The sequence below is a fragment of the Pseudomonas machongensis genome (genome assembly GCF_034961125.1).
GTDB classification, from domain to species: Bacteria; Pseudomonadota; Gammaproteobacteria; order Pseudomonadales; family Pseudomonadaceae; genus Aquipseudomonas; species Aquipseudomonas machongensis.
This window is the reverse complement of record NZ_JAYFUI010000189.1, coordinates 30,668-52,741: the sequence shown is the minus strand read 5'-3', so window position 1 is coordinate 52,741 and position 22,074 is coordinate 30,668. Positions and strand designations below refer to the sequence as shown.

The 22,074-nt window shown below is 65.1% G+C and carries 13 protein-coding genes and 1 pseudogene; 8 read left to right on the top strand and 6 right to left on the bottom strand.

Annotated elements, in window-relative coordinates; all coding sequences use genetic code 11:
• Nucleotides 1-15: 15 nt before the first annotated feature.
• The gene (pbpC, locus tag VA602_RS22315) at nt 16-2,376 is read right to left on the bottom strand and encodes a peptidoglycan glycosyltransferase PbpC (RefSeq protein ID WP_323454373.1); all 2,361 of its coding nucleotides are present in this window, start codon (nt 2,374-2,376) and stop codon (nt 16-18) included.
• Nucleotides 2,377-2,435: 59 nt separating this feature from the next.
• On the opposite strand from pbpC, the gene VA602_RS22310 reads away from it, so the two are divergent.
• Entirely contained in the window at nt 2,436-2,729 is a 294-nt protein-coding gene (locus VA602_RS22310) for a hypothetical protein (RefSeq protein WP_054894193.1), read from the top strand.
• A gap of 58 nt (nt 2,730-2,787) precedes the next feature.
• On the opposite strand, the gene VA602_RS22305 is transcribed toward VA602_RS22310, so the two are convergent.
• Nucleotides 2,788-7,689, bottom strand: a complete 4,902-nt coding sequence (locus tag VA602_RS22305; protein WP_323454372.1) for an alpha-2-macroglobulin family protein — start codon at nt 7,687-7,689, stop codon at nt 2,788-2,790.
• Nucleotides 7,690-7,893: 204 nt separating this feature from the next.
• On the opposite strand from VA602_RS22305, the gene VA602_RS22300 reads away from it, so the two are divergent.
• A complete protein-coding gene (locus VA602_RS22300; RefSeq protein ID WP_323454371.1) occupies nt 7,894-9,231 on the top strand; it encodes an MATE family efflux transporter in 1,338 nt (445 codons plus the stop codon).
• Between the two features lie 42 nt (nt 9,232-9,273).
• Here the strand turns inward: VA602_RS22300 and speA are convergent, their stop codons facing one another.
• From speA to VA602_RS22280, 4 genes are all read right to left on the bottom strand, one after another.
• A complete protein-coding gene (gene speA / locus VA602_RS22295) occupies nt 9,274-11,187 on the bottom strand; it encodes an arginine decarboxylase (protein WP_054894196.1) in 1,914 nt (637 codons plus the stop codon).
• 153 nt (nt 11,188-11,340) lie between these two features.
• A complete protein-coding gene (locus VA602_RS22290) occupies nt 11,341-11,712 on the bottom strand; it encodes a translation initiation factor Sui1 (protein WP_054894197.1) in 372 nt (123 codons plus the stop codon).
• A 209-nt stretch (nt 11,713-11,921) separates the two neighbouring features.
• On the bottom strand, nt 11,922-12,455 hold the full coding sequence (locus VA602_RS22285) for an NUDIX hydrolase (RefSeq protein WP_153774080.1): 534 nt from the start codon (nt 12,453-12,455) through the stop codon (nt 11,922-11,924).
• Nucleotides 12,452-13,519 carry a DUF2333 family protein gene (locus tag VA602_RS22280; RefSeq protein ID WP_323454370.1) on the bottom strand — a complete coding sequence of 356 codons (1,068 nt, stop codon included), beginning with the start codon at nt 13,517-13,519 and terminating at the stop codon, nt 12,452-12,454. Before VA602_RS22280 ends, VA602_RS22285 begins: the two co-directional genes overlap by 4 nt.
• A gap of 250 nt (nt 13,520-13,769) precedes the next feature.
• Here VA602_RS22280 and VA602_RS22275 point away from each other — a divergent pair, with 250 nt between their 5' ends.
• The 6 genes and pseudogenes from VA602_RS22275 (at nt 13,770) to accC (ending at nt 22,025) form a co-directional block, all read left to right on the top strand.
• Nucleotides 13,770-15,386, top strand: coding sequence for a response regulator (locus tag VA602_RS22275; RefSeq protein WP_125931321.1), 1,617 nt, complete (start codon nt 13,770-13,772; stop codon nt 15,384-15,386).
• Nucleotides 15,387-16,936: 1,550 nt separating this feature from the next.
• Nucleotides 16,937-17,461, top strand: a pseudogene (locus VA602_RS26980) (methyl-accepting chemotaxis protein); the annotation flags it as partial.
• Between the two features lie 218 nt (nt 17,462-17,679).
• Nucleotides 17,680-19,446, top strand: a complete 1,767-nt coding sequence (locus tag VA602_RS22265) for a protein-disulfide reductase DsbD (RefSeq protein WP_323454368.1) — start codon at nt 17,680-17,682, stop codon at nt 19,444-19,446.
• Nucleotides 19,447-19,625: 179 nt separating this feature from the next.
• On the top strand, nt 19,626-20,078 hold the full coding sequence (aroQ, locus tag VA602_RS22260; RefSeq protein ID WP_323454367.1) for a type II 3-dehydroquinate dehydratase: 453 nt from the start codon (nt 19,626-19,628) through the stop codon (nt 20,076-20,078).
• 109 nt (nt 20,079-20,187) lie between these two features.
• Nucleotides 20,188-20,652 carry an acetyl-CoA carboxylase biotin carboxyl carrier protein gene (accB, locus tag VA602_RS22255; protein ID WP_054894204.1) on the top strand — a complete coding sequence of 155 codons (465 nt, stop codon included), beginning with the start codon at nt 20,188-20,190 and terminating at the stop codon, nt 20,650-20,652.
• 17 nt (nt 20,653-20,669) lie between these two features.
• On the top strand, nt 20,670-22,025 hold the full coding sequence (gene accC, locus VA602_RS22250) for an acetyl-CoA carboxylase biotin carboxylase subunit (RefSeq protein ID WP_186666012.1): 1,356 nt from the start codon (nt 20,670-20,672) through the stop codon (nt 22,023-22,025).
• The last annotated feature ends 49 nt before the right edge of the window (nt 22,026-22,074 follow it).

The following is a 22,074-nucleotide window of genomic DNA, read 5'->3' as shown; positions in this document are numbered from 1 at the left end:
GCTGGCTGAGAGCGGCTACTCCGCCACCTGGAACTCGACCCGTGCCGTCTCGCCGCTCTCATCCAACGCACTCAACTCGATGCGGCCTGACTGCTCGAAACGCACCAGCAGGCTGTCCTGCCCTTCGGTCTCGCCCAGCGGCCGGCCATTGAGGAACCACCAGCGCCGCCCTGCCCCACCCAGTGCCGATACGTGCAGTTGCAATGGCTCGTGACTGGTGAGCGGCCGGCGCAAATTGTCGCCTGCGCGCACACCGACGATCGAAAGCGGCGGCGCGCTGGGCGGCACCTGCGGTGGACAGGCAGGATCGACCATCGGCAGCCGCGCACTCCGCCGCTCTACCCGTGGCAGCCAAGGTTCCAGAGGCGCAGGCCAGAGGGCAATTTCCTGCGCTTTCGCCCCTCGACAGCTGGCATCGACCCTCAAGCCGCGCTCATTGACCCATACCGTTTCGCGTAGGCCCAACCCGAGCGGCTGGTCGGCAGCCTGCAAGGTCGGCGGCGTGGTGCCGTCGAGGGTCCAGGCAAAACGCTGGCGGCGGCATTGCGGGTCCTGACGATTCATTGGCTGCCCCAGCGGCCAGCAGATCGCTGCCACGCCGACACTGCCCGGCACGTTCTCCACGGGCACGGCAACGCCGCGCTGGCTGTCGCGGTTGCTTAGCAGGTCGTGCACCTGCAGCATCAGCGGCGCTGCCGAAGCCAGGCCGAACTGGCCCGGCACCGGCGTGCCATCGGGTCTGCCTATCCAAACACCAATGATGTACCGCGGGCCGACGCCGACCGACCAGGCATCGCGAAAGCCATAGCTGGTGCCGGTCTTCCAGGCCAGTTGCGGGCGCTGCACCAGCTCGGCATGCGGATCGCGGTCCGGACGCGCCTGGCCGCTGAGAATACGCCGCACGATCCACGCCGAACCCGACGACAACAGGCGCCGCTCCAGCAGCGGGTCCTGGGGCTGCAGGCGGATCTTCGCGCTCTTGCCTTCACGCGCCAGCGCGGCATAGCCACCCACCAGGTCCTCCAGGCGGCTGCCCGCGCCGCCGAGAATCAGCGACAGGTTCGGCTCGGCCAGTGGCGGCAGTATCAGCGGCACCCCACCGATACGCATCTGCGCGGCAAAGCGTTTGGGCCCATAGGCCTCGAGCAACTGAACCGCTGGCAGGTTGAGCGACAACGCCAGCGCCGAACTGGCCGACACCGGCCCACTGAAGCCCATCGAGAAGTTGCCCGGACGATAGTCGCCATAGCGACGCGGCACATCCTGCAACAACGATTCGGAGTGGATCAGCCCATCGTCCAGGGCCATGCCATAGAGAAACGGCTTGAGGGTCGAGCCCGGCGAGCGCAGGGCATGCACCATGTCGACATGGCCGAAACGGCGCTCATCGCCCAGGTCGATGGAACCCAGGTAGGCACGCACGGCCATGGTCTGCGCCTCGACCACCAGGATTGCCGCCGAGGTGCGCTCGGGCAAGCGTGCACGCCAACCGAGCAGCAGGTCTTCGAGACGACGCTGCAACGATGCATCGAGCGTGGTGCGGATCAGCGTCGGGCTGTCCGCCGTGTTCAGGCGCCGAGCCAGCAGTGGCGCCAGCGCCGGCTCCTGGCGTGGGGCGAGCAACAAAGGCTCCTCGCGCGCCTCGGCAATCCGCTGCTCAGGCCACACCTGGTAGTCGGCCAGGCGTTGCAGCACCTTGTCGCGGGCACGCTGCGCACGCTCGGGATGGCGATCCGGGCGCAGGCGGCTGGGCGCCTGGGGCAGTACGGCGAGCAATGCCGCTTCGGCAGGCGTGAGGTGCTTGGGCGACTTGCCCAGGTAGGCCCAACTGGCGGCAGCGACGCCCTGCAGGGTGCCGCCGAAGGGCGCGCGATCGAGGTAGATCTGCAGGATCTCGCGCTTGGACAGGTGCCATTCAAGTTGCGCCGTACGCCACAGCTGACGCAGCTTGCCGGCCAGGGTGCGATCATGGGGGTCGAGCAAACGTGCTACCTGCATCGACAGCGTGCTGCCCCCGGACACTACGCGCCCGCCACGCAGGTTCAGCCAGGCCGCGCGCGCCAGGGCCAGCGGGTTGACCCCGGGATGGTCGTAGAACCAGCGATCTTCGTAGGTGAGCAGCGCCTCCAGATACAAAGGCGATACTTCCTCGGGGCTGACCGGATAGCGCCACACGCCATCGGCATCGGCGAAGCGCCACAGCGGCGTGCCGTCCTCGGCGAGCACCACCCGCGCCAGGTCGTCACCCGGCATCGGCAACGGCCACAGGCGATCCGCCAGCCACAGCAAGACGACGCTCGACAACACAGTAATGCCGATACCACGCAAGATCCTTGCGCTGCGCGTACGCGGGCGAACTATGCTTGCGCCTGGCATCGGGAACCGACCCCATCGAACGATGGCCAAAGGCTTGGGATGATCATCAGGAAGCAGCTATGCATGTAGAAGGGTTTTTCGAGTGGTTGGGCCAGGCGCTGGGCGCGGTGATCAAGTTCATCGTCGATATCATGAGCGGGCTGTTCAATCTGCTGGCCAATGCCGGCGGCAATTTCATCGACGGGCTGGCGCGCACCTTGGGCATGGACACCTCGCTGGTCAGCATCCTTGCGCTGATCGTCGGGCTGATGCTGCTGTACTCGGCGATCCGGGCGTTCATGCGGGCGTCGATCGTGATGGGCATCATCTGGCTGGTGCTGGGCTTGTGGGTGTTGAGCTGGATCATTCACTGACCCAAGGCCCGCCATCCATGAACCTGTGGGAGCGGAGTCACCCGCTCCCACAGTCGCATCAACGGCTACGCACCACCATCTCGCCCTGGCTATCCCCCACTGCCTGCAGGTTCGGCCGGTACATCGACTCCACCTGCGGCGGCGGAATGCGATAGCTGCCCGGCGTTACCGCACGCGCCAGGTACAACAGGTGCGTGGTGCCATAGCTGTCGAGCTTGAGGGCGGCCACATAGCGGTCGTCGCGGTACTCCTGGTGAACCACGCTGGCGTTCTGCATCGATTCGCGCCATTGCTTGACCGCGCTGCTGGCGTTGTCGAGGCTGGCCGCGCTCTGCGCCAGGTTCTGGTTTTCCAGCTCCAGGCCCGCCGGCAGCAGGTCGACCACCAGCGCATCCGGCACCTGGCTCTGGGCCTTGAGCGCCAGGTGCACCAGCACCAGGTCGCCACTGCGCAGGTTGCGCAGGTCCAGGGCCTGGCCGTTCATGCCCAGGTATTCGCGACGGATCTCCATGCCATTGCTGCTGGCCGCAGGTGCCTGGCGCGGATAACCGGACAGGGTCAGTTGCTGGTAGAGGGTCTCGCTGCCCTGGTTCTGGATGCTCAGCGGCGATGCCAGCAACGGGCCTTCGAGCTTCATGCCCGATTCGGCGTTGTTGAACTCGCGAACCTCGCCGGCGCTGTCCAGGCGCGCCTGCCAGTTGCCTTCGGGCTTGCCCAGCAGGCCACGACCGGCGAGGAACAGCGCGTTGCGCTCCTGGGTCGACAGCCAGCGGTTGGAGGCCAGTTCGTCGGACAGCGCAAACAGCCGCTGATCGACCTGGTTGCTGGCCAGGTTGTTCTCTTGCAGCAGGGCCAGGATCAGTGCCTGGTCACGCACGGCGCTGCCGTAGTCGGCCAGCCAACCCTTGCCACGGCCGATGGAAAGACCGGCCTGCAACGCCTGCTGCGAACGCGGCTTGTCGCCCATCTTGTCCAGTGCCACCGCCAGTTGCACCAGCGGCAGGCCGGAGCGGGCGTCGCTGCGGCGCTCGAACAGGCTGCGCAGCGCACCCAGCGGCGCCTGCTGGCTGCGGGCGAGCACCAGGGCGGCGTAGGCCTGCACGGCGAAGCGGGTGTGCTCGGCGTCCTGGCTGTAGTCGACCTCGATCAGGTTGCGTTCCTGCAGGTAGCGCAGCAGCCGCTCGTTGGCCTTCTTCAAGGCATCGGCAGGCACGCCGTAGCCTTGCTCACGCGCACGCAGGAGGAAGTCGGTGACGTAGGCGGTCAACCAGTACTCTTCCTCGCTGTCCGAACTCCACAGGCCGAAGCTGCCGTTGTAGCGCTGCATGCCCAGCAGGTGCTCGATGCCCATTTCGATCTTGCGCTTGCGCACATCGGCCGGTTCGCCCTTGATACCCAGGCGCTTGAGGCTGTCGGCATCGGCATAGAGCGAGGGGTACAGGCCGCTGGTGGTCTGCTCCAGGCATCCGTAGGGGTAGGCTTCCAAGGCGCGGATCTGTTCGGCCAGGTTCAGCGGTGGGCGACTCGACAGCGCCAGGCTGGCTTCAAGGCCTGCCGATTCGAACTCGGCCAGTTCGTTCTCTGGCAGGGTCCAAGGCTGGTCCTTCAGCGCCACGCGGTAGTGTTTGAGCATGGCCGGATACGCCGGGCGCACACCCAGGGTCCATTCGCGCTCGAAGCCAGTGGCCGTCTCGCCCGGCAACTGCAGGCCATCGACACGCACGTGTACCTTGCCCTGCCCCAGGCCACCACGGGCCTGGACAGGGATCATCAACGTGCTGCGCTGGCCCTCGGCGAGGTTGATGTTCTGTTGGGCAGCCCCAGCGAGGTCGAGCTGCCCATCGGTCGTCACCTGCACATTGAGCTGCTGTGCACGGCCAGACAGGTTGGCCAGGTCCAGGGCCAGGCGGGTCTGGTCGCCACCGGCAAGGAAGCGCGGCGCCGACAGCTCGGCAATCAGCGGTGCCGCTACGACCGTCTTGCCTTCGGCCATGCCGAAGTGCTCGTCGGTCCAGGCTTGCGCCATCAGGCGCAATTCGCCGTTGAAGTCGGGGATATCGACCGTGGCCTGGCCTTCGCCTTTCTCATCGAGCGTTACCGGCAGGCTCTGCTGGGCGACGATGATGACCGTGGTGTTCGGGCGCTTGCCGCCCTTGGCCATGGCGGCGTCGCCACCGAAGGCCAAGCTCGCCAGACGCCCCTGGCCGGCTTCGATCAGTTGGCCGTAGATGTCCAACTGGTCGGCGCCGTAGGCCTTGCGGCCGAACAGGCTGGCAAAGGGGTCGGGGGTCTTGAAGTCGGTGATGTTGAGGATGCCCACATCCACCGCAGACAACAGCACATGCACCTGTTTCGGCACGCTGCCATCGGCATTGACGGCCTTGAGCTTGACGGTCAGCGGCTGCTTGGGACGCATCTTCTCCGGCGCCTGCAGGCTGACCGCCAGCTTGCGCTCGGCACGGTCCAGCGGCAGGTGAAGCACACCGACGGCGCGCTTGGGCGTGGCATTGACCTTGCGCTCACCCGGACGAATCACCAGGGCGCTGATATAGAGGTCGTGACGGGCCCATTTCTTGTCCAGCTCGACCTCGAAGGTCTTGCCCTCGGCAGGTACGTCGATCTCCTGCCACCACAGCGGGCCGTCGCTCGACTCGATCATCAGGTAGCCGCTACCCGCGGCAGGCGGCGTGACGGTGACCTTGGCGGTAGCACCGTCGGCGTAGGACGGTTTGTCCAGCGCCAGCTTGACCTGGTCCGGGCGTACCGCGCCGCCTTCGGCGTTGTCCTGGGCGCGGTAGCCGGCCCAGAAGCGCTCGCTGGATACCAGGCCAGTCTCGGGGTCTTCGACCTCGACGCGGTATGGGCCCCATTCCACGGGGAAGGTCAGCTTGGCGGTGGAACCGGCCTTGATGCTGACGGTTTCTTCGCTCTGGGTGAGGAATTTCTCGTTGTAGTTGTAGCTCCAGCCATCGCTCTGCGAGTAGTTCCAGTAGTAGTCGCGCCGCTCACGGATCAACCGCACCTTGAGGTCGTCGGCGGCGAGCTTGTTGCCGTCGCGATCGGCGACCAGCACCTCGAACTGCACCGGGGCATCGCTGTCGGTCTCTTCGCCATCGAACAGGCCGCGCAGGCCCGGCAGGCGATCGGCCGGCCAGATCGGCTGCTCCAGGCGACGGGTGATCGGTCGACCGCCAGACTCCTGCAGGCTGGCCTGCACAGTCAGTTGCAGCGGCGAGCGGGCCTCGGCCCAGCGGCTCTCGATATCGACAGTGGCCTTGCCGGCCTGGTCGAGGGTGACTTCATCGAGTTCCAGGTCCTGGTTCAGCTCGTTCTCGGTGACCGAGCCGAACTGATAACCCGGCAGCGCCGGCACGGCTTCACGCAGCGGGCGGATGTAGGCCTGGCCGCTCAGGCGGTTGCCGGCGGCAGGCGCGCCATAGAGGTAGCGACCATTGACCTGGATGCGCGCGGTTTCTTCGGGGCTGAGCGGTGTCTTGCTGCCCTTGAGCTCCAGCGCCAGGCGCTCGGGCAGGAAATCTTCGACGAGGAACTCGTAAACCTGCTTGCGGCCGCCGCCCAGGTCGAGCAACAGCTGCCAACGCCCGGTGGGCGCTTCGCTGGCCAGTTGCAACTGGTACTGGAACAAGCCGTTCTGGTCAGCCTCCCAGACGAACTTGCGGCTGACCTGCTCATCGGGGCGACGCACTTCGACCGTCACTGGCTGGGCCTTGACCGGCTTGCCGTCCTGGTCGCGCAGCAAGCCGTTGAGCAGCACGGTTTCGCCGGGGCGATACAGGTCGCGCGGGCCAAAGATGAAGAACTGCAGCGGGTTGGCCTGGGGGCCGGTGATGTCGAACTCGGCCAGGTCCAGTGCGGCGGTGTTCAGGCGCAGCAGCGTGGTGTGCACGCCCTGGGTGGCGATCAGGGTGTCGGCCTTGGCCGTGATCGGCAACTCGGCATGGCCCTTGCCATCGGTCTTGGCCTGGGCCAGCAGCTTGCCCTTGTCGTCGTGCAGTTCAAGGGTTACGTCACTCAGGGCCTTGCCGCCCTCGAGGGCCTGGGCGAACACGTCGAGGCGGTCGCGGTAGCGGTGGGCGGACACGCCGATATCACTGAGGGTGAACAGGGTCGCCGGTTGCGAATAGTCGTAGGTCCCGGAGGCGCGCATCACCGCCAGGTAGACGCCCGGTTCCTGCAACGGCTTGATCCCGGCGATCGGCAGCAGCACGGTTTCGCGGGTGTTGCGTGCAGGGTTCAGGTCGAAGCGGCCGCTGTAGACCAGCTCGGCCATGTCCAGGGTTTCCTTGGACTGGTAGTAGTACAGGCTGCTGTTACGGCCCCAGTTGACCAGGAAGGTCGAGAGCATTTCCGGTTTGACCCGGAAGAACTCGACATCGACCTTGTCGACGTTCAGGGCGATCACCGGCAAGCCTTCGGCCAGGCGGGTGGGCAACAAAGAGCCACGGCTGGCAAAACCGATGGTCGGCTGCATGTCACGGGTTTCCAGGCGGCTGACCGACTCGCCCTGAAGCGTCTTGCCGTTGACCGCGAGCAGGCCCTTGTCGACGGTCAGCACCAGCTTGCGCTGCGGCTCGAGGTGGCGCAAGCGCAGTTCCATCTGGTTGTCAGACAGTTCCCAGGCGCCGTCGAGCTTGCCCTTGACGGTATCGACCAGGTGCACCTTGGCGGCGAAGTCCTGGTTGGCATCGAGGGGTACCGAGAAGCTGATCGACAGGGTACTGGCACCGTCGAGTTGGACCTCCGAGACGTCCAGCACGTCGAGCTCACGGTCGGCGTAGCGCTTGGCGAGCGCTGCCGGGTCCTCGCGCTTGGCGGGCTTGGCTTCGGCTGGCGCGCTGGCCGCCGGCTTTTCCGCCGGCGCGGGGGCGTCCTTGGAGGAGGAATCACAGGCACTGAGCAGGGCCAGCGCGCAGGCCAGCAACAATCCTTTGTTGAACATGGGAGAGAGGACTCTTCGGCAGCAGGGTGGTGAGGGCAGGAACTATAGCGCAACGTTCGGCAGGCTACCTGCGCTGCAGTGGCAAATGAGACCGCGTTCGCACGGATTGGTTGCCTGGCCGGTACAATGGCCACCAGCCGAAAACCGGGGCCGCCATGCGCCCCTTCGCGGGCAAGCCCGCTCCCACAGGATAAGCACTCCCGCATGCCCTCACTGCTCACCGACTGGCACCACCGCCTCACCCACCGCAAGGTCTGGGCCCTGGCCGCGCCGATGATCCTTTCGAACATCTCGGTGCCGCTGGTGGCACTGGTCGACAGCACGGTCATCGGCCATCTGCCCCACGCCCACCAGCTCGGTGCCGTCGCCGTCGGCGCCACACTGTTCACCTTCATGGTCGGCCTGATGGGGTTCCTGCGCATGGGTTCGACCGGCTTTGCCGCCCAGGCCGCCGGCCGCGCCGACGGCGCCGCGCTGCGCCAGGTGCTTGTACAAGGGTTGCTGCTGGCGCTGGCGTTCGCCGCACTGATCGGCCTGCTTGCCCTGCCGTTCAGCCAGTTTGCGCTGCACATGATGCAGCCCGGCGAAGCGCTGCACAGCGCCACCGAAGACTTCTTCCATACCCGCCTGCTCGGGCTGCCAGCGGCACTGGCCAGCTATGCCCTGGTCGGCTGGTTCCTCGGCACCCAGAACGCCCGCGCACCGCTGGCGATCCTGCTGACCACCAACCTGCTGAACATCGTCCTCAACCTGTGGTTCGTGCTCGGACTGGACTGGGGCGTACTCGGCTCGGCGCGCGCCTCGGTGATCGCCGAATGGAGCGCGGCGCTGCTGGGCCTTGCCCTGACCCGCCCGGCGCTGCGCGCCTATCCGGGGCGCATCGCCTGGGCCGCGCTGAAATGCTGGCAGGCCTGGCGCCCGCTGCTGGCGGTCAACCGCGATATCTTTCTGCGCAGCCTGGCCTTGCAGTTGGTGTTCCTGCTGATCACCGTACAGGGCGCGCGCCTGGGCGAGGCGACGGTCGCGGCCAACGCGCTGCTGCTCAATGGCCTGCTGCTGACTGCCTATGCCCTGGACGGCCTGGCGCATGCGGTCGAGGCCCTGTGCGGCCACGCCATCGGCGCACGTGAACGCGACACCCTGCGCCGCTCGCTGGTGGTCGCCTGCGGCTGGTCGCTGATCGTCAGCCTGGTCTTTGCCGGGCTGTTTCTGCTGGGTGGGCACCTGTTCATCGACTTGCAGACCGATATCCAAAGCGTGCGTGACGCGGCCTACCCCTACCTGCCTTACCTGGCGCTGCTGCCATTGGTAGCGGTGTGGAGCTATCTGCTGGATGGCCTGTTCATCGGTGCGACGCGTGCCCGCGAAATGCGCAACGCGATGCTGGTATCGGTGGCGATCGCGTTGCCGCTGGCATTCGCCCTCAGAGGATTCGGCAACCATGGACTGTGGCTGGCGTTTCTCGGATTCATGGGGTTGCGCGCGGTGACGCTGGGGTGGGTGGGGTGGCGGTTGCAACAGCGGGCAGCATGGATCGGTTGAAGCAGGGCCGCTCCTGCAAACCTTGCAGGAGCGGCCCGCCGATCACGACGACAGGTACGAAGAGCGGGTCAGACCCAGACGCAGCGCATCAAGGAACTGGGTCCGCTCCCGGGCGGTGATCTTGGCGCTGGCGACTTTATCGCGGTAGTGAGTCATCAACTCCTCCGGCGACAGGTGCACGTAGCGCAGCATGTCCTCGATGGTGTCGTGGGTCTCGATGCCGGCGTGGTACACGCTGCCGTCCGCGTTCTGGTAGATGTTTACCGAGTCGGTGTCACCGAACAGGTTATGCATGTCGCCGAGGATCTCCTGGTAGGCGCCGACCAGGAACACACCCAGCAGGTAGTCCTCGCCTTCGCGCACCGCATGCACCGGCATGCTGGTTTCGATGCTCTGCTCGTCGACGTACTGGTTGATCTTGCCATCGGAGTCGCAGGTCAGGTCCTGCAGCACCGCGCGGCGCATGGGCTCTTCGTCCAGGCGGTGCAGCGGGATGATCGGCAGTACCTGGCCGATGGCCCAGGTGTCCGGCAGGCTCTGGAACACCGAGAAGTTGCAGATGTACTTGTCGGCCAGCTTGTCGTTGAGCTCGTCCAGCACCTGGCGGTGCGAACGCTGGCGAGCCTTGAGCGAGTTGTGCAGGCGACGGCACACAGCGAAGTAGCATTGCTCGGCCAGGGCTTTTTCGGAGAGGCTGATCTTGCCGTCGGCATACTGCGCGGCCACGTCACCCATGTAGTGGGTGGCGCGCCAGTAGGTCTCGGTGACCATCTCGATGTCGGTCGGGCCGAGCAAGTCGGCCAGCCACTGCACGGTCTCGGGCAGCGCCTCCTTGTTCTCGATGGTCGGCACTTCGTCGTTGTGGCTTTCGACGTCGGTGACCTGGATCACCAGCATGGCGTGGTGTGCAGTCAGCGAGCGACCGCTCTCCGAGAAGATGTGCGGGTGCGGCAAGCCCTGGGCGTCGCAGAACTCCTTGAGCATCCCCACCACCACGCCGGCATAGTCATCCATGTCGTAGTTGATCGAGCTGGCGTTGCGCGAGTGGGTGCCATCGTAGTCGACGCCCAGCCCGCCACCGACGTCGATGTGATCGACCGGCAGGCCCAGGCCACGCAGCTCGCCGTAATAGCGGATGGCTTCCTTGAAGCCGTGCTGGTAGTCGGCGAGGTTGGCGATCTGCGAGCCCATGTGGAAGTGCAGCAGGCGAATACCCTGGTCGAGCCCGGCATCACGGAAGCGGCTGACCACCGACAGCAATTGCGCAGCCGACAGGCCGAACTTGGATTTCTCGCCCCCGGTGTCGGCCCACTTGCTCGACGCCAGCGACGACAGGCGCACGCGCAGGCCGACCTGTGGCTTGACCTTGAGCTCGGCGGCCTCCTCGATCACCAAAGCGACCTCGGATTCCTTCTCGATGACGATGAACACGTTGTGGCCGAGCTTCTGGCCCATCAGCGCCAGGCGGATGAACTCGCGGTCCTTGTAGCCGTTGCAAACGATGGTGCCGCCCTTGGGCGCCAGCGCCAGCACGGCCAGCAGCTCGGGCTTGGAGCCGGCTTCGAGGCCGATCGAGACGTTTTGCGTGGCGATGATGTTCTCGACCACCGCTTCCTGCTGGTTGACCTTGATCGGATAAAGGGCCGTGTACTGGCTCTGGTACTCCAGGCGCGCGATGTTGGCGTCGAAGGCACCGGTCAGTTGGCGTACGCGGTCCTGCAGGATGTCCGGGAAGCGGACCAGCAGGGGCAGCGACAGGCCACTCTGGCGCAGCTCGTCGACCTGCTCGAAGAGATCGATCGGCGCGCTGTCGGGGCCGTTAGGGCGTACTTCGACACGCCCGGCTTCATTGATGGCGAAATAACCAGCGCCCCAATGGCGGATACCATAAACACTGCGGCTGTCGGCCACGGTCCATTGGCTGCCATCGTCCTTGCGTGTGCGTCGTACGGACATTCAAGTCCCCTATAGATAAGTCAAGACACTGCCCCGCGATGGGTGCGGGCGCAGTGTAGAAGCTGAAAATGACGATTCGTCCGTCTTCGGGGGTAGACCCCGGCAACGGAAACGAGTTTAGAAAGCACTGGGCAAAAAATCCTGCGGGCTGGCTCAGCCGCCGGACTTCTTCGCCTTGAAGCCCTGCTTGATCAGTTCGGCGAGCAACAGCTCGACGTGATCACCCTGGATCTCGATGACGCCGTCTTTGAGGGCGCCACCGGTACCGCATCGACGCTTGAGCGTGCTGGCGAGATCCTTGAGCTGCTCGAGCGGCAGCGGGACGCCGGTAATGGTAGTGACGGTCTTGCCGCCACGCCCTTTGCTTTCACGACGTACCCGGGCGATGCCATCGCCTTCGGGGATGAGTTGCTGCTTGCAGACACACGCGTCCACCGGCTTGCTGCAGTCGGGGCAGTGCCGACCAGCGTCGGTGGAAAACACGAGACCGCCGAGGGCGGAGAAGGAAGAAGCTTTCTTGGCCACTTTTGTTCCTCTTGCTGAGGACAAAAACTGGTCGGACCACAGGGGGACTGGACCGACCGCGAAGCCCCACTCTGGCAGGGGCGGCGCTACTGTCGCAGGTGTTGCGACAGCCCGAAAAGGGCGCGCAGTGTAACGATAAATCCTTGGCTTGCTAAGTACTGGATTGCGGCATTTTGCGAATGTTTTGCGACGTGGGGGAGCGCCGGCTGCTACAGGCTCGCCTTGTAGCGCTGCAACGCCGCCAGCGAGTCCGGACAGAAGTCCTTCTTCCGGCTCTCGGCCTCTGCCTGCTCCACCGTGACGAAGCGCGCCTCGATGACCTCTTCAGGCTGCAACCGCAGCGGCGCATCGGACACCGCCGAGAACACCGCGCACCACAGCCGGTTGCCCGGCTGGTCGAAGTAGAACTTCTCGTGAAAGCGCAACGTCACGCCGGCGATGCCCAATTCCTCTTCCAGCTCGCGGGCCGCAGACTCGGCGTACTCCTCGTGCGCCCCGACCATGCCACCGGCCGCCACATCCCAGTACCCGGGATACAACGCCTTGCTCAAGGTGCGCCGGTGCACGCACAGCTCGCCCTGGCTGTTGAACAGCAGAATGAACGTGCAGCGCCCGATCAGCCCACGCTCGCGCAACTCGGCCCGCGCCAGGGCGCCCAGGTACTGGTCGTGCTCGTCCACCCAGGCCACCAGCTCAGCATCGGAGGCCGCGCGGTGCGCGACCTCGGCGGGATTGATGGTCATCCTTGCGAGAGCAACTGACGCAGGTCGATGACTGCGGCGTTGGCCCGGGAAATGTAGTTGGCCATCACCAGCGAGTGGTTGGCCCACATGCCGAAGCCACTGCCGTTGAGTACCATCGGGCTCCACAGCGGCTCCTGCGAAGCTTCCAGCTCACGAATGATCTGGCGCACGCTGACGGTGGCGTTCTTCTTGGCCAGTACGTCGGCGAAGTCGACCTCAATGGCACGCAGCAGATGCGACAGCGCCCAGGCCTGGCCGCGGGCTTCGTAGAAGACGTTGTCGATCTGCAGCCATGGCGTCTCGACGATTTCCTCGTCGACCTGCGGTGCCTGGCCGGCCTGGACGGTTTCGGTCTTCAGGTTGCTGTTGAGCTTGACCCGTCCCACGCTCGCCGACAGACGCTGAGACAACGAGCCCAGACGCGTGGCAACGTCGCCCAGCCAGTTGTTCAGGTTGTCGGCGCGGGTGTAGAAGATCGCGCCCTGGTCGCCAGCGGCCAGGCGCACCTGATAGCGGTTGAGCGACTTGATACCTTCCTCGAACTCCGACTCGCTGGACGGCAGGATCCAGCTCTTGTTGTCGAAGTTGAAGCGCGGCTCGGCCTTGGCCAGGTCGGCGTCTTCGGTCGATTGCGACTGCGAGCGAGCGAAGTCCTTGCGCAGCGCACGCGACAGGTCGCGCACCTGGACCAGCACGCCATATTCCCAGCTCGGCATGTTGTCCATCCACAACCCCGGCGGGAAGCGGTCGTTGGAGATATAACCGCCCGGCTTGTCGAGCAGGGTGCCGGCAACGTTCTTGAGGGTTTCGATGGTGGTATAGCCAACCACCATCTGCTGGCCGTTACGCTCGGCCGCAGCCTGGGCGTTCTGTTGCACCGGGAACAGGTCGGGCTCTTCGCTCCAGTACCAGCCAAGGCCGATGCACACCAGCAGGTACAGGCCGATCAGAATGCCCAGGGCGCGGCTCCAGAGTCCGCCGAGGTAGCTACGGGTGGCGGCGCCACGGCCATCGGCGCGCTCAGGGCGCTCGGCCTTGGCCTCACGGTTTTTCCAGTCCAGCATGGCGTTGTCCTTAATCAATCATGACGGTTCAGGGGCTTGGACCACAGGCCTCGGCCAGGGTGCCACGGCAAGCCCGCGTCCCAGCACTATAAAGCAGACGCCGCCATACGCATAAGCGACCAATGGGTCGGAAACTGAATAATCGGGCCTGAACGCTTTGTTGATTCACAGCACTCGCGAGCAGGAAAAGACCTGCTAGCATAGAGCCATCATTGAACCTGCACCCCAACCTCCAACAAGCAGTCAGGACATGACCCAGCCAGCCGAGCCCAGCCACGAGCGCTTGAAGCAGCATTTCGCCCAGCGGGTCATCCATCAGGCCCGACAGATTCTCGAAATCTGGCAACGCCTGCAGCGTGGCGAGTGGTCGAGCGCAGGGCTGGGCGAGCTGAGCGACGCCAATCTGCGCCTGCAACGCTACGCCGACCGTTTCGAACAGCCCGAGCACGGCAGCCTGTCGACGGCCATCGAGCAGACGCTGAGGGCCATCGAAGCGAACAGCACGCGGCTCAATTCAGAACTGATCGGCGAGCTCAATCGCCTGATGCAACGCTTGTCGCGCACCGGCCTGCGCAAGGGCGACCAGCTCGATCATGTGCCCCTGCCGCCCTTGCGCAAGCCGGTGTACATCCTGCTGCAGGACCATGACCGCGCCGAACGCCTGGCGCAACAGCTGGAGTTCTTCGGATTGGGTGTGCAGGCACTGGGCAACGCCGATGCCTTTCGTGCCTCGATGAGCGAACGCCTGCCTTCGGCCATCGTCATGGATGTCGATTTCAGTGGCCCCGGCCAGGGCCTCAAACTGGCCGCCGAAGCCCAGCAAAGGCTGGAGCTGCACATTCCGCTGCTGTTCTTCAGCCTCCACGAGACCGACACCCCGACCCGCCTGGCCGCCGTGCGCGCCGGCGGCCAGGAGTTCCTCACCGGCACCCTGGAGGCGTCCAGCCTGCTGGAGAAGGTCGAACTGCTGACCAGCGCCGCCCAATACGACCCGTTTCGGGTGCTGATCATCGATGACTCGCGCGCCCAGGCCATGCACACCGAGCGCCTGCTCAACGGCGCCGGCATCATCACCCGCACGCTCACCGAGCCGATCCGCACCATGGCCGAGCTCGCTGACTTCCAGCCCGACCTGATCATCCTCGACATGTACATGCCCGACTGCACCGGTACCGAACTGGCCAAGGTGATCCGCCACAACGACCGTTATGTCAGCGTACCGATCATCTACCTGTCGGCCGAGGACGACCTGGACAAGCAGCTCGACGCCATGAGCGAAGGTGGCGACGACTTCCTCACCAAGCCGATACGCGCCCGCCATCTGGTGACCACCGTGCGCAACCGCGCCGCCCGCGCCCGTCATCTCAAGGCGCGCATGGTGCGCGACAGCCTGACGGGGCTGTACAACCATACCCACATCCTGCAACTGCTCGAAGACTGCAGTTTCCGCGCCCGCCGCGAGGAACACCCACTGAGCTTCGCCATGCTCGACATCGACCATTTCAAGAAGATCAACGACCGGCATGGCCATCCCATGGGCGACCGGGTGATCAAGAGCCTGGCGCTGTTCCTCAAGCAGCGCCTGCGCAAGACCGATTTCATCGGCCGCTATGGCGGCGAGGAATTCGCCATCGTCATGCCCAACACCGGGCTGGAAGCTGCGCACAAGGTCCTCGACGAAATCCGCCAGCGCTTCGCCGAAATCCACTATCCCGCCCAGCCGAACGACCTGCAGTGCACCTTCAGCGCCGGGGTGGTGCAACTCGATGACACGCTGGACGCGCTGACCATGGCCAGCGCGGCGGATGAGGCGCTGTACCGGGCCAAGCACGCGGGGCGCAATTGCGTGGTGAGGGTCGAGCCCTAGACTGGCACTCTGCCACTTTTTTATGGCGCCACCCCGTCCTCGTCATCACCCGGTCACAAAATCGCAATAACTTCAGGCACCTACCTCTCCATTCCCGCAGGAAGTTCGCGGCTATGCGCCTGAAGTGGCTGACCAATTTCAACACCCTCTTGCTGGTGACCGTGTGCTTCGCCCTGGGCGCAACCCTGTGGTGGTCGCAACGTGCACTCGAGCGCCCCTACCAGATGATGGAGCGCTACCTGGGGCTGTCCCAGCAGTTCCAGAACGAGGCCGCCGCCAATATCCAGGCCTACCTGGCCAGCGGCGACGCCCTGCGCCACGCCTCGGCCATGGAGGCCAACAAGCAGCTGCACAGCGCCCTTGGAGAATGGCCAGACGCACTGGCCGCCAAGCTTCGCCCGAGCCTGGACAGCCTGCAGGGCTTCACCGCCAACGAATTGCTGGCCGCCGGCAAGCTGGCCGGTGATCCGCAGGCACTGCTGCTGCAAGCCGAGCGCGAGCTGGGCGCCAACCTTGAGCAACTGGCCGGTTATGCCCGCGACAGCGGCAGCGCCGAGGCTGGTCGCTACCTGGCCCCGCTGATGGACGCCTCGCTGCACCTGGGCCGCCTGGCACTGGCCCGCGACAAGCTGGTCAGCAGCGGTCGCGCGGAACTGGCCGACGAAGTGGAGCGTGAACTGCAACAGATCCGCGCCCAGGCGCAAATCATCGACAGCCTGCCGTTGCTGGGGGTGACCCGCGCGGCCGAATCCAACGCCGACGACTTCGCCGCGATGATGGGCCTGCAAAGCCAGGGCAGCGAGCAGAAGGAAGACGTTGCCGTGAGCCTCAAGCGTGAATTGCAGAGCTTGCTCGGTCGCTATCCGGCCGAACTGCAGCGCACCCGTGAACAGATCGAGCGTCGTGCCGTACTGGCCGCCAGCACCAGCGAGCGCCTCGACGCTGTGCGAAAGGCCATCGCCGGACTGGAACCAGAGGTGCGTGGTCAGCACGCGAAGATCGCTGGCGAGGTCCGGGTCATCCAGGGCCTGATGATCGGCCTGATCCTGCTGATCGCCCTGCTCATCGACACCTTGCAGCGCCGCCTGACACGCACCCTCACCAGCCTTGCGCCGGCCCTGTCGCGCTGGGCCGAGGGCGATTTTGCCCAGCCGGTCGCCCTTGGCAAGACCAACCTCGAACTGCACGACATCCAGGAGTCGCTCAACCGGCTGCGCCAGTACCTGGTGACGCTGGTCGGCACCATCCGCCACAACGCCGAGCAAGTCGCAGGCAGCAGCCATGCCCTGGCCGGCATGAGCAGCGCGCTGCATGACGGTGCCGAACGCCAGGCAGGCGATACCGCACAGATCCGCGATGCCCTGAGCGAGCTCGAAGCGACCATCCAGCAGGTGGCCGGCGATGCCAGTTCGGCCGCCGATGCCAGCCGCGACGCCGGGCGCGCCGTGGAGCACGGCCAGGCGGTGATCGGCCACAGCCTCTCCGGCCTGCGAGCACTGGTCGATGAGGTGCAGGGCAATGCGCAGTTGATCGAACAGCTGGCCGAGGAGTCGGCGACCATCGGTGGCGTGCTGACGGTGATCCGCTCGATCGCCGAGCAGACCAACCTGCTGGCCCTCAACGCAGCGATCGAAGCGGCCCGCGCCGGGGAAATGGGCCGCGGCTTTGCCGTGGTGGCCGACGAAGTGCGTTCGCTGGCCCAGCGCACCACCGGCGCCACCGGCGAAATCCAGGCGCTGATCGACCGCCTGCAGCAGGCGGCGCGCGAATCGGTGAATGGCATGCGCACCCAGCTCGAACACGCCGAAGCCACCGCCAGCCAGGCCCAGGCGGCGGATGGTGCGCTGGATGAGATCGTCAGCGCGATTCGCACCATCTCCGATACAGCGGTGAGGATTGCCGACGTCACCGCCCAGCAGAGCGGTGCAGTGAGCGAGATCCGCGACCACAGCGAGCGGATTCATGCGCTCGGTGAGGACAACCTGCAACGCATCGGCGAAGGGCGCGAGCAGGGTGAGCAGTTGCTGCAACTGGGTGGTGAGCTGAATACCGCTGTGGGGGCCTTCAGGGTGTAATCGACAGGCCTGGCTCCTTCGCGGGCAAGTCGCAGCGGCGAACCGCCGCTCCCACAGGAACCGCGCCAGCAGGAGGTTTCCTCGCCGCTACCCAGTGGGAGCGGGCTTGCCCGCGAAGGGGCCAGGCCTGCAAGCAGCCGAACCTGCGACCACCTGTCATCCCCGCCTCCAGCCAACTCCGTTATCATGCCGGGCACGTTCCGCCTCGCGAGTCCGCCATGCGCCGCCTGTTCCTCCTGCTGTTCCTGCTGCTGGCCAGCCCCACCTTCGCCTCAGGCCTGCTCGACAACCGTCCCAGCGCCACCCTCGGCGCCGCCTCGCTGTCCAACAGCGCCGATTTCCTGCCGGTCCACGAAGCCTTCAAGCTCGACCTGATCAGCGCCGATGCACAGTCGATCAAGCTGCGCTTCGTCGCCACCGAGGGCTACTACCTCTATCGCCATCGCTTCCAGTTTCGCAGCGAGCCGGCCGACATCGCCCTCGGCAACGCACGGATTCCCCAAGGCGAAGCCAAGCACGACGAGTTCTTCGGCGATGTCGAGGTCTACCATGGCATCGTCGACATCGAAGTACCGCGCACCGACTCGCGCGCCTTCACCTTGCTGGTCGGCTACCAGGGCTGCGCCGACAAGGGATTGTGCTATCCGCCGGAAACCGCACGACTGTCGATTCCCGGCGAAGGCAGCACCTTGCCTACCACCACGGCCGAGGGCTGGAGCTGGCAGACCTTGCTGCTGTTCTTCCTCGCCGGTCTGGGCCTGACCTTCACCCCCTGCGTGCTGCCGATGCTGCCGATTCTCTCGGGCGTGGTGCTGCGCGGCCAGGTGGGAGGGTGGCGCGGCTTCAGCCTTTCGCTGGCCTACGTGCTACCGATGGCTGCCAGCTTTGCCGCGCTCGGTGCGCTGATGGGCCTGTTCGGTGCCAGCCTCAACCTGCAGGCACGTCTGCAGTCGGCCTGGGTACTGGTGCCCTTCGCCCTGTTCTTCGTGGTGTTCGCCCTGGCGATGTTCGGGCTGTTCGAACTCAAGCTGCCGCACGCCCTGAGCCAACGCCTGGACCGCATCGCGAGCAATACCCGCGGCGGTTCGCTGCTGGGTGCTGCAGTGCTGGGCGTGCTTTCCAGCCTGCTGGTCTCGCCCTGCGTGTCGGCACCACTGGCCGGTGCCCTGCTCTATATCAGCGCCAGCGGCGATGCCCTGGGCGGGGCACTGAAGCTGTTCGCGCTCGGATTGGGCATGGGCGCGCCACTGCTGCTGGTGGCGACCGGCGGTGCCGCCTGGCTGCCCAAGAGCGGGGCGTGGATGAACACGGTGAAGAACGTGATCGGGGTCCTGCTGCTGGGCGTGGCGCTTGGCCTGCTCAGCCGCGTGTTGCCGGGGCCGGTGACCTTGCTGCTGATCGGCCTGTTGTCGGCAGGCGTGGCGCTGTTCCTCGGCGCGCTGGAGTTCGTGGTCAAGACCCCACGTCAACGCCTGGCCCAGCTGCTGGGGCTGCTCTGCCTGGTCTATGCACTGGCGTGCTGGTACGGCGCCCTCGCGGGTCAGGGCGATCCTCTGCGTCCATTGCCCGGCCCCGGCGTCAGCACCTCGTCCCACGCTTCCCCCCAGGCAGATGCGTGGCAAACCCTCACCACCCCTGCCGCCCTGGAAGCCGCATTGGCCCAGGCCAAGGCCGAACGCCAGCCGGTGCTGCTGGACTGGTACGCCGACTGGTGCATCAGTTGCAAGGTGATCGAACACGAAGTACTCAACGCGCCACAGGTGCAGGCCCAACTGAACGGCTTGAAGCTGTTGCGGTTCGACCTGACCGAGAGCAACGCCGAACAGCGCGCCCTGCTCGACCGCTACACGCTGTTCGGCCCACCCGCCCTGTTGTTTTTTGCCGCAAACGGCAGCGAAATGACCACTGATCGGGTGGTAGGCGAGGTGAACGCCGACGAATTTGCGAAAATTCTCACCGGCACGCGCAGCAAACTCGGTCTATAACTTCCCGCGCACCGGTAACTTTCTCCAACGAAGTGACCAGAGCTCATCATCTGGTCACATACTTTGCGCGAATCTCGGTCATCGTGCTGGCTATTGCAGAGAACTGGACACTCGCTAGTCTATTGCGGCATAGTCGCCGCGCTATGTCGAATTGCCCTACAAAACCAAGGAAACCGCAGATGGCCACCCTACTGGTGCTGCACGGCCCCAACCTCAACCTGCTCGGCACCCGCGAGCCGGGAGTCTACGGCGCCGTCACCCTCGCCCAGATCAACCAGGACCTCGAGCAGCGCGCGCGCGCCGCCGGCCACCACCTGCAGTACCTGCAGAGCAATGCCGAGTACGAACTGATCGACCGTATCCATGTCGCGCGCAACGAAGGCGTGGACTTCATCCTGATCAACCCGGCCGCTTTCACCCACACCAGCGTCGCATTACGTGACGCATTGCTCGCTGTGAGCATCCCATTCATCGAAGTGCACCTCTCCAACGTGCACAAGCGTGAACCGTTCCGTCATCACTCCTACTTCTCCGATGTGGCAGTGGGCGTGATCTGCGGCCTGGGCGCCAGCGGTTACCGGCTGGCCCTGGAGTCTGCTCTGGAACACCTGGCTGCCAACGCACAGCCCTGATGACGCAAAGCCCAGGCCTACATGCCTGGGCTTCGAAACACTACGAAGAAACGTTTTCGACACGTTTTGATAATTAAGTCCCCGACCGAACCTTGGGAGTTGCTGATTAATGGATATCCGTAAAGTCAAAAAGCTGATCGAACTGCTGGAAGAGTCCGGCATCGACGAACTGGAGATCAAGGAAGGCGAAGAGTCCGTTCGCATCAGCCGTAACAGCAAACAACCTGCCGGCGCCCAGTACTTCGCACCCCCAGCGCAATTTGCCGCTCCAGCCCCTGCCGCCGCAGCCCCCGTGGCCGCCGCCCCGGCTGCCGAAGCCGCTGCAGCACCTGCCCTCAAAGGCACCGTGATCCGCTCGCCGATGGTCGGTACCTTCTACCGCAAGCCTTCGCCAACCTCGCCGAACTTCGCTGAAGTCGGTCAGTCGGTGAAGAAAGGCGACACCCTGTGCATCGTCGAAGCCATGAAGATGATGAACCACATCGAAGCCGATATCGGCGGTGTCATCGACGCCATCCTGGTGGAAGACGGTCAGCCGGTTGAGTTCGACCAGCCGCTGTTCACCATCGTTTGAATCGCGGAGAGCCAACGATGTCTGGGAAGCTCGAAAAAGTCCTGATCGCCAACCGCGGGGAAATTGCCCTGCGGATCCTGCGTGCCTGCAAAGAGCTGGGCATCAAGACCGTCGCGGTCCACTCCACCGCTGACCGCGAACTGATGCACCTGGGCCTGGCAGACGAATCGGTCTGCATCGGCCCTGCATCGTCGAAAGAATCCTACCTGCACATCCCGGCGATCATCGCTGCCGCCGAAGTGACTGGCGCCACCGCCATCCACCCGGGCTACGGCTTCCTCGCCGAGAACGCCGACTTCGCCGAGCAGGTGGAGAAATCCGGTTTCGCCTTCATCGGCCCTAAAGCCGACACCATCCGCCTGATGGGCGACAAGGTTTCGGCCAAGGATGCGATGATCAAGTCGGGCGTCCCGACCGTGCCGGGCTCCGACGGCCCACTGCCGGAAGACGAAGAAACTGCACTGGCCATCGCCCGTGAAGTCGGCTATCCGGTGATCATCAAGGCCGCCGGTGGCGGTGGTGGTCGCGGCATGCGCGTGGTGCACAAGGAAGAAGACCTGATCGCCTCGGCCAAGCTGACCCGTACCGAAGCCGGTGCTGCGTTCGGCAACCCGATGGTCTACCTGGAAAAGTTCCTGACCAATCCACGTCACGTGGAAGTTCAGGTACTGTCCGATGGCCAGGGCAACGCCGTGCACCTGGGCGACCGCGACTGCTCGCTGCAGCGCCGTCACCAGAAGGTACTGGAAGAAGCGCCGGCCCCCGGTATCGACGAGAAGGCCCGCCAGGAAGTCTTCAAGCGTTGCGTCGATGCCTGCATCGAGATCGGCTACCGCGGTGCAGGTACTTTCGAGTTCCTGTACGAGAACGGTCGCTTCTACTTCATCGAGATGAACACCCGCGTCCAGGTCGAGCACCCGGTTTCGGAGATGGTCACCGGCATCGACATCGTCAAGGAGATGCTCAGCATCGCCGCTGGCAACAAGCTGTCGTTCCGCCAGGAAGACGTGGTGATCCGCGGTCACTCGCTGGAGTGCCGGATCAATGCCGAAGACCCGAAGAAGTTCATTCCGAGCCCAGGTACCGTCAAGCATTTCCATGCCCCGGGTGGCAATGGCGTGCGGGTCGATTCGCACCTGTACAGCGGCTATTCGGTTCCGCCGAACTACGACTCGCTGATCGGCAAGCTGATCACCTACGGCAAGGACCGCGACGAAGCCATGGCGCGCATGCGTAATGCCCTGGACGAGATCGTTGTCGACGGTATCAAGACCAACATCCCGCTGCACCGCGACCTGGTGCGTGATGAAGGTTTCTGCAAAGGCGGCATCAACATCCACTACCTCGAGCACAAACTGGCCAACCAGGAGTGATCGCTTGTTGAGGTAGCACGCCCGGCAATCGCTGCGATGCCAGCCATTG

Coding starts and splice junctions, on each gene's coding strand:
- VA602_RS22310 (WP_054894193.1), top strand. CDS start 2,436: ATGCATGTAGAAGGGTTTTTCGAGTGGTTGGGCCAGGCGCTGGGCGCG.
- VA602_RS22280 (WP_323454370.1), bottom strand. CDS start 13,519: ATGCTGGACTGGAAAAACCGTGAGGCCAAGGCCGAGCGCCCTGAGCGC.
- VA602_RS22305 (WP_323454372.1), bottom strand. CDS start 7,689: ATGTTCAACAAAGGATTGTTGCTGGCCTGCGCGCTGGCCCTGCTCAGT.
- accB (WP_054894204.1), top strand. CDS start 20,188: ATGGATATCCGTAAAGTCAAAAAGCTGATCGAACTGCTGGAAGAGTCC.
- VA602_RS22275 (WP_125931321.1), top strand. CDS start 13,770: ATGACCCAGCCAGCCGAGCCCAGCCACGAGCGCTTGAAGCAGCATTTC.
- accC (WP_186666012.1), top strand. CDS start 20,670: ATGTCTGGGAAGCTCGAAAAAGTCCTGATCGCCAACCGCGGGGAAATT.
- aroQ (WP_323454367.1), top strand. CDS start 19,626: ATGGCCACCCTACTGGTGCTGCACGGCCCCAACCTCAACCTGCTCGGC.
- VA602_RS22265 (WP_323454368.1), top strand. CDS start 17,680: ATGCGCCGCCTGTTCCTCCTGCTGTTCCTGCTGCTGGCCAGCCCCACC.
- speA (WP_054894196.1), bottom strand. CDS start 11,187: ATGTCCGTACGACGCACACGCAAGGACGATGGCAGCCAATGGACCGTG.
- VA602_RS22285 (WP_153774080.1), bottom strand. CDS start 12,455: ATGACCATCAATCCCGCCGAGGTCGCGCACCGCGCGGCCTCCGATGCT.
- VA602_RS22300 (WP_323454371.1), top strand. CDS start 7,894: ATGCCCTCACTGCTCACCGACTGGCACCACCGCCTCACCCACCGCAAG.
- pbpC (WP_323454373.1), bottom strand. CDS start 2,376: ATGCCAGGCGCAAGCATAGTTCGCCCGCGTACGCGCAGCGCAAGGATC.